Annotated in this window: 11 protein-coding genes; all 11 read left to right on the forward strand. The window is 62.4% G+C overall.

From position 1 onward, the window contains the following. Window positions 1–14: 14 nt before the first annotated feature. Window positions 15–1,382: a phosphoglucomutase/phosphomannomutase PgmG gene (gene pgmG, locus ACFC3J_RS02140; RefSeq protein WP_375194562.1), complete on the forward strand. Its 1,368-nt coding sequence runs from the start codon at window positions 15–17 to the stop codon at window positions 1,380–1,382. 423 nt (window positions 1,383–1,805) lie between these two features. Then, window positions 1,806–3,104, forward strand: a complete 1,299-nt coding sequence (locus ACFC3J_RS02145; RefSeq protein ID WP_375194563.1) for an OmpP1/FadL family transporter — start codon at window positions 1,806–1,808, stop codon at window positions 3,102–3,104. 52 nt (window positions 3,105–3,156) lie between these two features. Continuing rightward, window positions 3,157–4,317, forward strand: coding sequence for a flavodoxin-dependent (E)-4-hydroxy-3-methylbut-2-enyl-diphosphate synthase (gene ispG, locus ACFC3J_RS02150; RefSeq protein ID WP_375194564.1), 1,161 nt, complete (start codon window positions 3,157–3,159; stop codon window positions 4,315–4,317). Then, on the forward strand, window positions 4,314–4,592 hold the full coding sequence (locus ACFC3J_RS02155; protein WP_375194565.1) for a hypothetical protein: 279 nt from the start codon (window positions 4,314–4,316) through the stop codon (window positions 4,590–4,592). Before ispG ends, ACFC3J_RS02155 begins: the two co-directional genes overlap by 4 nt. A 54-nt stretch (window positions 4,593–4,646) precedes the next feature. Beyond that, a complete protein-coding gene (locus ACFC3J_RS02160; protein WP_375194566.1) occupies window positions 4,647–5,564 on the forward strand; it encodes a DMT family transporter in 918 nt (305 codons plus the stop codon). Window positions 5,565–5,574: 10 nt separating this feature from the next. Further along, the gene (locus ACFC3J_RS02165) at window positions 5,575–6,066 is read left to right on the forward strand and encodes a GNAT family N-acetyltransferase (RefSeq protein ID WP_375194567.1); all 492 of its coding nucleotides are present in this window, start codon (window positions 5,575–5,577) and stop codon (window positions 6,064–6,066) included. Between the two features lie 232 nt (window positions 6,067–6,298). Then, window positions 6,299–8,620 carry a DNA translocase FtsK 4TM domain-containing protein gene (locus ACFC3J_RS02170; protein ID WP_375194568.1) on the forward strand — a complete coding sequence of 774 codons (2,322 nt, stop codon included), beginning with the start codon at window positions 6,299–6,301 and terminating at the stop codon, window positions 8,618–8,620. Between the two features lie 545 nt (window positions 8,621–9,165). Then, complete coding sequence (locus ACFC3J_RS02175; RefSeq protein ID WP_375194569.1) at window positions 9,166–9,804, forward strand: outer membrane lipoprotein carrier protein LolA; 639 nt, start codon at window positions 9,166–9,168, stop codon at window positions 9,802–9,804. 401 nt (window positions 9,805–10,205) lie between these two features. Beyond that, window positions 10,206–11,003 (forward strand): exodeoxyribonuclease III, encoded by a 798-nt coding sequence (gene xth / locus ACFC3J_RS02180; RefSeq protein WP_375194570.1) that lies wholly within the window; start codon window positions 10,206–10,208, stop codon window positions 11,001–11,003. Continuing rightward, complete coding sequence (gene ribA / locus ACFC3J_RS02185) at window positions 11,003–12,061, forward strand: GTP cyclohydrolase II (protein ID WP_375194571.1); 1,059 nt, start codon at window positions 11,003–11,005, stop codon at window positions 12,059–12,061. The genes xth and ribA overlap by 1 nt, the downstream gene beginning before the upstream one ends. Next, entirely contained in the window at window positions 12,058–12,558 is a 501-nt protein-coding gene (locus ACFC3J_RS02190; RefSeq protein WP_375194572.1) for a L,D-transpeptidase, read from the forward strand. Before ribA ends, ACFC3J_RS02190 begins: the two co-directional genes overlap by 4 nt. Window positions 12,559–12,568 lie beyond the last annotated feature (10 nt).

Here is a 12,568-nt window from a genome sequence, read left to right on the forward strand (position 1 = left end):
GAGGAGAGGATGCCATGGCCCACCGCTTTCATCCTGTGCTTCTGCGCGAATATGACATTCGCGGCATTGTCGGCGAAACGCTGGGCGTGGATGATGCCTACGCGGTAGGGCGCAGCTTCGGTTCGCTGATCAGGCGGGCAGGCGGATCAAGGGTCGCGGTCGGCATGGACGGGCGGCTCACCTCCGCCATGCTGGAAGAGGCGGTGGTCAGGGGCCTCCGGGACTCCGGCGTCCATGCGGTGTGCATCGGTCTCGGCCCGACGCCCATGCTCTATTATGCCGAGGTCGTGCTGGACGTTGATGGCGGCATTCAGATAACCGGCAGCCATAATCCCGCCGATCACAATGGCTTCAAGCTGGTGTTTCAGCACGGCGCCTTTTTTGGACACGACATAAGGCGGCTGGGCGAGCTGGCGGCGGCAGGCGACTGGACCCACGGATCGGGCGGGCAGGAAAGCGCTCCCATCATGAGCCGCTATGTGGCGCGGCTGATCGAAGGGTTTGACGGCGCGGCCTGGCGCATCGGCTGGGATGCGGGCAATGGTGCGGCCGGCCCGGTGGTGGAGAATCTCGTCAAGCTCCTGCCGGGTGAGCATCATACGCTGTTCACCCAGATAGACGGCCATTTTCCCCATCATCACCCCGATCCTACTGTCGAGGCGAATCTGGCCGACCTGAAAGAGCTTGTCGTCTCGAACAAGCTCGACTTTGGAGTGGCTTTCGATGGCGATGGCGACCGGATCGGGGTGGTCGACGGCAAGGGACGGGTGATCTGGGGCGACCAGCTGCTGGGCATTTTTGCCGAACTCGTGCTGCAAGACCATCCCGGAGCCACGATCGTCGCGGATGTGAAGGCTAGCCAGGCCCTGTTCGACCGGATCGCGGAACTGGGCGGTCAGCCCTGCATGTGGAAGACCGGCCACAGCCTCATCAAGTCCAAAATGAAGGAGATTGGCGCGCCGCTGGGTGGCGAGATGACGGGCCATGTCTTCTTTGCGGACGATTATTATGGCTTTGACGATGGGCTTTACGCGGCGGTGCGGCTCATTCGCGGTCTCGCACGTCTGGGCCGCAGCGTAACGGCCTTGCGGGATGGCATGCCCCTCATGGTCAATACGCCGGAAATCCGCTTCCCGGTCGAAGAAAGCCGAAAGTTCGCCGTGATCGAGGAAGTACGCGAGCGGCTGAGGCGGGATGGAGCTGTCATGAACGAAACGGATGGGTTGCGGGTCACGATGCCGCAGGGCTGGTGGCTGCTGCGGGCATCCAATACGCAGGATGCGCTGGTCATGCGGGCGGAAGCGAAAGATGCCAGCGCGTTGTCCAAGCTGATGGCCATCGTTGATTCGCAGCTCGCTGATTCGGGTGTGATTCGGTCCTGACCGCCCTTCCGATGACAACGCTGGACAAAAGAGTGATACCGTTATCAAAAAAATGAACCGCATTTTCCGTTACGGAAAGCTGACAAAAAAGTGACGATTGCATGAAACGCAATCGAGCGTCAGCTTTTCGCATTTGCGGGAAGGGACGCTGCAACGCAAAAGGAACGAGCCTTTCAGGCATCCTCTCCTAAAACTTTCAAGCCGTCCTCCGGGGCGGCTTTTTTTTGCGTTTACGTAAACGTCATTTTCGCGTCGGTGCCGTAGCGTCGGTGCAAGGTCAGGCGCTGTCCTACCGTGAAAGCCATGAAAATTTAGGCTTTTCGAACGATAAATTAACCATATTGCTTATAGCAGCAGGGCGTCAGGGGACCGCTACGCGGGAAGAGCCACATGCCTATTGTTGAGTTCAGGAGAGGAATTGCCATGCCGTTGCGCCGTCCCGTTTTTGCCAGTCTCTTGTTCGCTGCGATGGCGGCACCCGCTCCGGCGCTCGCGGGCGGATTCTATTTGCAGGAGCAGTCGCCCCTGGAAACCGGACGTGCGCTGGCCGGTGCCGGTGCGGCGGCAGACGATCCGTCCGCCATCTATTTCAACCCGGCGGCCATGACCGAATTGTCCGGTATTCAGACCTCGGCAGGCGGTGTGGCCTTGATGGCGACGGCGCACCAGTCCAATCGCGGTTCCTATCGCACCGCCCCGGCTTCAACTGTTCAGGTTCCGATCGCTGGCAATTCGGGCGGTAACCCTTTTGACAAGGTCATTCCGGTTCCCAGCTTCTATATCACCGGTCAGATCACCGACCGGCTGTGGCTTGGCGTGGGCGTCAATGCGCCTTTCGGCCTCAAACTCGATTATGATGACGGCTTTTTTGGCCGCTACGATTCACTCTACACCGACCTCAAAACCTATAATATCCAGTCGTCCGCCGCCTATAAGCTGAACGATCATTTCTCGGTCGGCGGCGGCCTCGACGTGCAATATGTGAAGGCGACTCTGACCAACGCCCTGCCGCAGCTTTCGCCGCTGATCGCTACCGACGGCATGGCCGAACTGAAGGGCAACGACTGGTCGGTGGGCTGGAATGCAGGTCTGTTCTACACCAGTGGCGATACCAATGTCGGTGTTTCCTATCGATCGAGCGTCAAACACAAGCTGGACGGCACCCAGAGCATTTCCGGACTGGTTGGTTTTCCGGTCAATCCCAATGGCGAATTTGACGCGTCCGCCCCGCTCAACCTGCCGGATATCGTGACGGTGGGTTTCATGCATCGCCTGACGCCGAAGGTGCGCGCGATGATCAGCGCGCGCTGGTACAACTGGTCGGTGTTCGAGGGCATTGCCGTCACCACGGCGAGCGGCACCACGAACAAGGAGCTGGACTATAAGGACAGCTACAGCGTCAGTCTGGGCGGGGAATATGATGTCAGCCCGGCGCTGACCCTGCGCGCCGGCACCATGTTCGACCGATCGCCGACCAACAAACAGCATCTGACGACCCGCGTGCCCGACGGCGACCGTGCCTGGCTGACGGCCGGGGCGACCTATAACATCTCCCCTGCCTTCGCCCTCAATCTCAGCTACGCGCATAATTTCGTCGAAAAGGCGAATATCATCCGCCCGGACAGCTATTATCCTTCGCCTGCGACCGTGACTGCGACCACCCTGTCGCAGACCAGCGGCAATGCGGACCAGATCGCCGCATCGCTGACGGCGCGCTTCTAACTTTCACGATAAATCCCTATAGGGGCTTCATCATCGATGGAGCCCCTTTTTCATGTCCGACCATAATCCCGGCCTGCGCCCCTGGCGCGACATTGCCCGGCGCCAATGCCGTCAGATCATGGTCGGAAACGTTCCCGTGGGCGGCGGCGCGCCGGTCACGGTGCAGACCATGACCAACACGCCGACCCATGACGTCAAGGCGACGGTGGACCAGATCCGCCGCTGCGAGGAGGTGGGCGTGGACATCATCCGCGTCTCCTGCCCGGACGAGGCATCGACGGCGGCCCTGAAACAGATCGTCCGCGCGGCCCGCGTACCGATCGTGGCCGATATCCACTTCCACTATAAGCGTGCGCTGGAAGCCGCCGATGCGGGTGCGGCATGCCTGCGGATCAATCCGGGCAATATCGGTTCCGAAGCGCGGGTGAAGGAAGTGGTCGAGGCGGCCAAGGCGAACAACTGCTCGATCCGGATCGGGGTGAATGCGGGCAGTCTGGAAAGGGACCTGCTCGAAAAATATGGCGAGCCCTGCCCTGAAGCGCTGGTCGAAAGCGCGCTCGACCATATCAAGCTGCTCCAGGATCAGGATTTCCACGAATATAAGGTGGCGGTGAAGGCCAGCGACGTCTTCCTTGCCGTCGCCGCCTATATGCAGCTGGCCGAAGCGGTCGACTGCCCGCTGCACCTAGGCATCACCGAGGCGGGCGGTTTGATCGGCGGCACTGTGAAAAGCGCCATCGGCATCGGCAATCTGCTCTGGGCCGGGATCGGCGACACGATCCGCGTGTCCCTTTCCGCCGAACCGGAGGAGGAAGTGCGGGTCGGCTATGAAATATTGAAATCGCTGGGCATCCGCACGCGGGGGGTCAAGGTGATCTCCTGCCCCAGCTGCGCGCGGCAGGGCTTTGACGTGATCCGCACGGTGCAGGCGCTGGAGGAACGGCTCCAGCATATCCATACGCCACTTTCGCTGTCGGTGCTGGGCTGCGTGGTAAACGGCCCGGGCGAAGCGCGGGAAACCGATATCGGCCTGACCGGCGGCGGCGCGGGCAAGCATATGGTCTATCTCTCCGGCATCACCGATCACACCGTGCAGGATGAAGGCATGATCGACCATATCGTCCAGCTGGTCGAAGCGAAGGCCGCAGAGATCGAGGCTGCCAAACTGGAGGCCGAGATGACCGATGCGGGGAAGGCCGAGGCAGCGGAATGAACGGCGACGTGAACGACCCGGATGAAGCCGCGATGGCACGCGATGATGGCATGACCGCCGCCAGTCCCGTGACAGCGAAGGGTGCATCTGCCGTAGGTGCGTCGGCTGTGGGCGCCGGAGCGGTCGGAAGCCTCGCTTTGGGGGCGGTTGCGCTGGGCGCCTTGGCCATAGGTGCGCTTGCGATTGGCCGTTTGCGTATCGGCCGGGCGCGGATCGCCCGCCTTGAAATAGGTGAGCTGGTTGTTGGACGCACGACCTGGACGAACCGCGACTGACCGCGCCGATCGACCGCTTTCCATATCGACAGGCGATATTTTATGGGCAGTGACATGGGCCGCGCAGCATCGGCGACCTCATTTCCTCTCGCATTCGCGGTCTGTTGCGTCGGCGTCGCTCTCTTTTCGGTGATGGACGCGGCGATGAAGGGCTTGAGCCTCTCCATCGGGCTGTTCAATGCGCTGTTCTGGCGCGCGGTCGCAGGGAGTCTGCTGGGTCTCGCGTTGATGTTGCTGACCCGACAGCGCTGGCCGAACCGGGTGGTGCTGCGATTGCACCTGCTGCGGGGGACGGTGGTCGCGGCTATGGCCAGCCTGTTCTTCTGGGCGATCATGCGGCTGCCCCTCGCCGAAGCCATCGCCCTTTCCTTCATCGCACCGCTGATCGCGCTCTATCTTGCGGCGTTGCTGCTCAAGGAACGCATCGGGCGGCAGGCCATTGGGGCGTCGCTGCTCGGGCTGGTGGGCGTGGGGGTGATCCTTTCGGGCCGGATGCGGGGCGATTATGACCTGAACGCACTGCTCGGTGCGGGCGCCGTGTTGCTGTCGGCTGTGCTGTTCGCCTGGAATCTCATCCTCCAGAGACAACAGGCGCAGCTTGCCTCCCCGGTCGAGATCGCCTTCTTCCAGCATATCGTGATGTTGATGGTGTTCGCCCTGTGTGCAGCCCTGATGCGCTGGATGCCGGTCCTTCCTTCCGCACCATCATGGCTGCTGATCCTTCTGGCCGCGACGCTTGCCTTCACGTCGCTCGCTGCGCTCGCCTGGGCTTATGCACGGGCGGAGGCGCAGGTCCTGATTCCCGTCGAATATACCGCCTTCGTCTGGGCGGCGATCATTGGGGCTCTGGTCTTTGGCGACCGGCTCAACCTGACCACGGTGGCGGGCGCCGGGCTGATCGTCATGGGCTGCCTGATTGCATCGCGCGTTCGGCCGACGACCGCCCCGCAGGTCGAACCGTCCATCGCCTGAAAGGAAAAATATGTCCGTTACCATCCGCGAGGCCGTTCCTGCCGACATCGGGACGATTTACGCGTTCATCCTTGCACTGGCCGATTATGAAAAACTGTCGCATCAAGTGAAGGCCGACCGCGAGACGCTGGCAAAATATCTCTTCGGGCCTCGTCCCATGGCTGAAGTGCTGATCGCGGATCATGAGGGCAAGGCAATCGGATTCGCCCTCTTCTTCCACAATTTCTCGACTTTTGAAGGACGGCCGGGCCTCTATCTGGAGGATCTGTTCGTCATCCCTGAAGCGCGGGGTCTGGGTGCGGGCAAAGCGCTGCTCTCCCGCCTCGCGCAATTGGCCATCAAGCGGGACTGCGCGCGGCTGGAATGGTGGGTTCTGGACTGGAACGCGCCGTCCATCGCCTTCTACCGCTCCTTGGGTGCGCGACCGATGGACGAATGGACGGTGCAGCGTGTCGATGGCGAAGCGCTCAACGCCCTCGCTTCAGCGCATCCTGTAAGCTGACGCCCATCAGGACGGCGCTGAACGCGCCCAGCGCAGCGAGGACAAGGGCGGGATAGAGGTCGGCGATCATGGCGAAGTCTCCTTTCGCCAGCCTTTCTGTGTCGGCCTGGCCGCGCCCGACATAAGGATTGTTACGGAGTCTGCGGGACGAGCCGAAAGGCCGGACTCTTGACGGGGACTCCCCGCTCGGCGCATTGTGCCGGAACGGAACATTTGGGGGACATTCAACGCCATGGCTGTCAGCCGCGGAGCCAAACGCACGCCGGAATGGCGCGAAATGCTGAAACGCAGCCTGATCCGCAGCGGTGCGCTGATCGGATCGATCGCACTTATATTGGCAACCCTGTTCCTTGCGCTGGCGCTGCTCAGCTATCAGCCGAGCGACCCGTCGATGAATACCGTCGCGGGCGATCAGGTGCAGAATATCATGCAGGCTCCCGGTGCCTGGGTGGCCGATTTTCTGCTCTGGCTGCTGGGTGTGCCGGTCGCGCTGGTCCTGCCGCTGATGGCGATCACGGCGCGCCGCCTGTGGGGCGATCAGGACATGAGCGGCTGGAAGGCGCAGTTCGGCAAATGTGTGGCCGGCATCGTGCTGGTCGGCATTGCCCTTGCCCTGTTTCAGGACAATCCGCTGGTCGGCCTGCCGGCGGGCTGGGGCGGCATCATCGCGCTGGCGACGGCCAAGGGCGTCATCAGCCTGACCGCACAGGTTCCGGCGGCTCAAGGCTGGATCAAGGGCATGATGGTGGTGCTGGCGCTGATCGCGGGTGCGGTCTGCTGGTATCGGAGCCTTGCGCTCGAAAAGCCGATCATCGCGCTGCGACGGCCTTCCTTGCCGCGGCTGGCCCTGCCGAGGCCAGCTTTTGCATTGGCTGGACCCGCACCGACGGTTGATGCGGATGAGGAGGAAGAGGTTTTCGAGCGGGTCGCGACGCCGCGCAAGACCGTCTCCAATGAACCCAAGCCGCCGATCAACATCGCGACGCCGAAACCTGCCCCGGTCCAGCGCAGCATGGCGCCGGTCAGCCAGGACGATCTGTTCGGCAACAGTTCCCTTCCCTCGGCCGATCTGCTCAATCCGATCCCCGCCAATCAGGCGCAGAAGATCGACAAGGCGGCGCTGGAGCGCAATGCGCGACTGCTGGAATCGGTGCTCGACGACTTCCACGTGAAGGGCAACATCGTCGAGGTCCGCCCCGGCCCGGTCGTTACCATGTATGAGCTGGAACCGGCGCCCGGCATCAAGGCGAGCCGCGTGATCGCGCTGGCCGACGATATCGCCCGCAACATGTCGGCGCTCTCGGCCCGTGTGGCGACGATCCCGGGACGCACCGTCATCGGCATCGAATTGCCCAATGCGAACCGGGAGGGCGTGTCGTTCCGCGAACTGATCACCAGCGAGCAGTTCGGGCAGGAGGCGACGCTGCCGATCATCCTGGGCAAGAACATCTCAGGCGAGCCGATCATCGCGGACCTGGCGCCCATGCCGCATCTGCTCATCGCGGGTACCACCGGGTCGGGCAAGTCGGTCGGGCTGAACGCGATGATTCTGTCGCTGCTCTACCGGATGACGCCGGACCAGCTGCGCCTGATCATGATCGACCCCAAAATGCTGGAACTGTCGACCTATGATGACATTCCGCATCTGCTCTCGCCGGTCGTGACCGAGCCGGCAAAGGCGATCCGCGCCCTCAAATGGGCGGTGGAGCAGATGGAAGACCGCTATCGCATGATGGCGTCCATCTCCGTGCGCAATCTTGCCAACTATAATGAGAAGGTCCGTGCCGCCAAGGCCAAGGGCAAGCCGCTCGGCCGCCGCGTGCAGACCGGCTATGATCCGGAAACCGGCAAGCCCATCTATGAGGAGGAGCAGCTCGATTTCCAGCCGCTGCCGCAGATCGTCGTGGTGGTGGACGAGCTGGCCGATCTTATGATGACAGCGGGCAAGGAAGTCGAATTCCTCATCCAGCGGCTTGCCCAGAAGGCGCGGGCCGCAGGCATCCACCTGATCCTGGCAACGCAGCGTCCCTCGGTCGACGTCATCACCGGTGTCATCAAGGCCAACCTGCCGACGCGAATCAGCTTCTTCGTGACCTCGAAGATCGACAGCCGCACGATATTGGGCGAGCAGGGCGCCGAACAGCTGCTGGGCAAGGGCGACATGCTCTACATGCATGGCGGCAAGGGTCTGATGCGCGTCCATGGTCCCTTCGTATCGGACGATGAAGTGCGCGTCGTGGCCGATCACTGGCGCGCCCAGGGCCAGCCCGACTATATCGCCGCCGTGACAGAGGAACCGGAGGAGGGCAGCTTCGCGCTCGACGGCGTCGATCTGGGCGATGACAGCCCCGATGCCCAGCTGTTCCGCAAGGCGTGCCAGCTGGTTTTCGAGAATCAGAAAGCTTCGACCAGCTGGCTGCAACGGCAATTGCGCATCGGCTATAACAGCGCGGCGCGCCTCATCGAGCAGATGGAAGAGCAAGGTCTGGTAGGACCGCCCAACCATGTCGGGCGCCGTGAGGTACTGCGCGACGAGAATGGGAACCCGCTCTGACCCGCGTTATGGTGGAGAAAAATTCATTTGATCTGATGCCAAAAAGTCACGGCTCGTTTCGGCCCGAAACCTATCCTTTTGCGTGTGATGGTCCCGGAATAAAGAACGATGTTGATCGATTACCCAATAAAATCGCCATTTTCCAAGGCTGATTGCATTTCGTGCAATCGTCATCCCGTTCTTCGCATTTGCAGCGCAGCATGATTTGGCCGAAGAAGGACCTGCCTTTCAGGCATCCTCTCCTAAAAACTTTCAGGCTGGTCTTCGGATCGGCCTTTTTTTTGTCTTTTCGCTGCGTTAAACAGATCCCGCTCACCGCAGCGCCTAAAATATAATTGGGAGAGGGGCCGCCGGAAAGACCGGCACTGGCGATGCGGAAGCAGAGGGGGATTGAGCGGCCTTTGCCGCTCTCCCCCTGCCCGTTCCGGCTCGCCTGAAACAAAAATCGAAACTGCTGGCCATTGTTTTCGCGGAACGAGCGGGTTCACAGCGGGTTCAAGCGCTGCCACTTACCCTCGACATCCTGAACAACCGGAGATGATTGCATGAAGCGCATAGTTGCGCCCCTCGCCCTGACGCTGGCGGCCGTGCCCTTTGTGGCGACGATCGTGCCTGCCGCCGCGCAGGCGGACCAGTCCGACCTGTCCAGGGTCAATGCCTATATCCGCGCGGTCAAGACCATGACCGCAGACTTCGCCCAGACCGACCGCAACGGCCAGACGCTGACCGGGCAGCTCACCATCAAGCAGCCGGGCAAGATCCGTTTCCAGTACCAGAAGGGCGTGCCGTTGTTGATCGTCGGCGACGGCAAGGCGCTGACCATGATCGACTATGAAGTGCGGCAGGTGCAGCGCTGGCCGATCGGCAATTCGCCGTTGGGCGCCCTTATCGACCCGAACAAGGATCTGTCGAAATTCGGCAAGGTGATCCAGACCGGCGATCCCACCATTCTCAGCGTGCAGGCGCGTGATCCCAAACGCCCCGACTACGGCACGATTACCATGATCTTCAAACGTGATGCCGCCAGCCCGGCGGGCTTGCAGCTTTACGGCTGGGTGGCGCTCGATTCCCAGAACAACCGGACCGCGGTGAAGCTTTCCAACCAGCGCTATGGCGTGGCGGTGGCCGATTCCGCCTTTCGCTGGACCGATCCGCGGCCGAAGGGGCGCATGCCGGGCGGCTAAAGCGGGCGACGGGCGCGACGGATGGATGAGATTTCATTTCCGTTCATCTGAGGCTCATATCCCGCCCTCTAGAAAGAACTCCACGGCGCGAGACGAACCGGGATTTCCCCCCTGTTACCCGGCACCCCGCTCCCGTCGCAAAGCGCTTCAAGGGCGCGATCGAGACCCCCGTTCCATGCCCCCGGAGCGGGGGTCTTTGGTTCTTCGCCGGCCTTTGCCCGGCGAAGGCTGCAAATGCCGAATTTTTTGCGCTGCCGGTGCACACTTGCTGAAGGACGCTGCGCCGGCTCTCAAAATGCAGCACTTCGCTCCACCCTGAGCCGAATTTCGGCACATGATCGGACTTGTCTGCGTGACGTCGTGCCCTTGCGCCGCGCGGATTCGCCCCCTAGTGGATCGGCATGGCGCAGACCCTCAGCATCGCTTCCTGGAATATCAACAGCGTTCGGGCGCGGCTCGATATTGTCGAGCGGTTCCTGACGGAGGAAGCGCCTGATATTCTCTGCCTTCAGGAAACGAAGGTGGTGAATGAGATTTTCCCCGCCGACATGTTCCGCAAGCTGGGCTATGTCCATCAGGTGCTTAACGGCCAGCGGATGCACCATGGCGTGGCGATCATGTCCAGGGTGCCGATTCACGAGGACGACCGGCTAGACTGGCAGGCAAATGGCGAAGCGCGCCATGTCGGCGTGCGGCTGGACAATGGGGTGCGGATCGAGAATGTCTACGTGCCGGCCGGCGGCGACATACCAGATCGGGAGCTGAACCCGAAATTCGGGCAGAAGCTCGATTTCCTCGACCGGATGATTCAATGGTCTTCAGGGCTGGAGGACAAGCCGACGATCCTGACGGGTGACTTCAACATCGCGCCGATGGAATGCGACGTGTGGAGTCACAAGCAGCTTCTGAATGTGGTCAGCCACACGCCGATCGAGTGCGAGATTCTGGCGCGGTTGCAGGAATCGAACAATTGGGTTGATATTGGCCGCAAATTCTTCCCTGCCCCGCAGCGGCTTTATACCTGGTGGAGCTATCGGGCGCGGGACTGGGCGGAATCCGATCGCGGACGGCGGCTCGACCATATGTGGATGACGCAGGACGTCGCGGACAAGGCGATCAGCCATCGCGTGGTCGAGCCTGCGCGTAGCTGGGGCAAGCCGTCTGATCATATCCCGATCATCACGGAATTCGCATTCTGATGCGCGCGCGCTCCGCAGCCCGCGCCATTGATGCGCTGCGCCGTGGCTGGGCGGTGACCCTGCGTGCGCCGGATGGAGCGCTTCGGCTGATGGCGGTGGAGGGTGCGGATGCGGTGACGCTGGCCGGATTCGATCCGGGCGCGCAGGCGGATATCCTGATTTCGGCTGCTCGGGCGCAGACGCTGAAGCTCGCCAACCAGATCGCGGCGGCCGATCCGGACATGCCGGTGTTGGTGGCGCGGGCGCCGTGGATCGATGTCGACGTGGCGACGGCGATGTCCGATCCGGTGCTGGATCTCGCCTCGCCGCTCAAGGGGCCGTTCATGGCGAAGCCGCTGACCGCGCCGCTCGCTGCCAAGGCGGCACTGCGGCTGGCGCGGTTGGCAGGCATCCTCCCGACCTATTTCGTAATGATGGAAGGGGACAGCGAGGCGGAGGTCAGCGCGGCCGATGTCGACGCCTATGACGATGCCGTGCACCTCGCCATCGCGACACGGGCGCGCCTGCCGGTGTCGGCCAGCGAGACGGCGGAGATCGTCGCCTTCCGCAGCCCCGACGAACCGCGGGAGCATGTCGCGCTCGTTGTGGGCCAGCGCAACGCCTCGCCGCCGGTCATCCGTCTGCATAGCGAATGTCTGACCGGCGACGTTCTGGGATCGCTGAAATGTGATTGCGGGCCGCAACTGCATCAGGCGCTGCATCAGATTGCCGATGCGGAATGGGGCATTTTGCTCTACCTGCGGCAGGAGGGGCGGGGGATCGGCCTCGTCAACAAACTGCGCGCCTATGCGTTGCAGGATCAAGGATTCGACACGGTCGACGCCAATGTGCGGCTGGGTTTCGCCATCGATGCGCGGGATTTCTCGGTAGCGGCGCGGATGCTCGACCTGTTGGGCGTGGATGAGGTGCGGCTGCTCACCAATAACCCCAACAAGGTGACGGGGCTGGAAGCGGCGGGGATCAAGGTGGTGGAGCGGCTGCCGATCATTCTGCCCGCCAATCCGCATAATGAGCGCTATCTGGCGACCAAGCGCGACCGGACCGGGCATCAGCTGTGAGCGTAATCCGCGTCGATACGGGCGCGGGACGCCTTTCCTACGGTGACATTGACATGCCCTGCACCTTCGGGCGGGGGGGGATCTGTGCGGCGGAGGACAAGCGGGAAGGGGACGGCTGCACCCCTCGGGGACTGTGGCCGATCCGGGGCGTTCTGTTGCGGCCGGGAAAGGTGAACCCGGCGGGCATCCGCCTGCCCTGGCGCTGGGTTCGGGAGGGGGATGGCTGGTCCGATGATCCGGCCGATCCGGCCTATAACCGGCCGGTTGCTCTGCCGCGTCCCTTCTCGGCGGAAAATCTGCTGCGCGACGATGATGCCTATGATGTGATCGTGGTGCTGGGGCATAATGACGCGCCGCCCGTGCCGGGGCAGGGGAGCGCGATCTTCGTCCACCTGTCCGAGGGCCGTCCCACTGCCGGATGCGTGGCGGTGGAGCGGGATGATATGCTGCGTCTATTGCCGTTGCTGGCGCCCGGTGACGGGATGGAGATCGTTTGAAGCAGCATAT

Origin of the sequence: Sphingobium sp. (genome assembly GCF_041987595.1) — a bacterium.
GTDB lineage: Bacteria > Pseudomonadota > Alphaproteobacteria > Sphingomonadales > Sphingomonadaceae > Sphingobium.

Bases quoted from the DNA above. Each gene is read 5' to 3' on its own strand.
- ACFC3J_RS02175 (WP_375194569.1), top strand. From the start codon at position 9,166: ATGAAGCGCATAGTTGCGCCCCTCGCCCTGACGCTGGCGGCCGTGCCC.
- ACFC3J_RS02145 (WP_375194563.1), top strand. From the start codon at position 1,806: ATGCCGTTGCGCCGTCCCGTTTTTGCCAGTCTCTTGTTCGCTGCGATG.
- ACFC3J_RS02170 (WP_375194568.1), top strand. From the start codon at position 6,299: ATGGCTGTCAGCCGCGGAGCCAAACGCACGCCGGAATGGCGCGAAATG.
- ACFC3J_RS02160 (WP_375194566.1), top strand. From the start codon at position 4,647: ATGGGCCGCGCAGCATCGGCGACCTCATTTCCTCTCGCATTCGCGGTC.
- ispG (WP_375194564.1), top strand. From the start codon at position 3,157: ATGTCCGACCATAATCCCGGCCTGCGCCCCTGGCGCGACATTGCCCGG.
- pgmG (WP_375194562.1), top strand. From the start codon at position 15: ATGGCCCACCGCTTTCATCCTGTGCTTCTGCGCGAATATGACATTCGC.
- ACFC3J_RS02155 (WP_375194565.1), top strand. From the start codon at position 4,314: ATGAACGGCGACGTGAACGACCCGGATGAAGCCGCGATGGCACGCGAT.
- ribA (WP_375194571.1), top strand. From the start codon at position 11,003: ATGCGCGCGCGCTCCGCAGCCCGCGCCATTGATGCGCTGCGCCGTGGC.
- xth (WP_375194570.1), top strand. From the start codon at position 10,206: ATGGCGCAGACCCTCAGCATCGCTTCCTGGAATATCAACAGCGTTCGG.
- ACFC3J_RS02165 (WP_375194567.1), top strand. From the start codon at position 5,575: ATGTCCGTTACCATCCGCGAGGCCGTTCCTGCCGACATCGGGACGATT.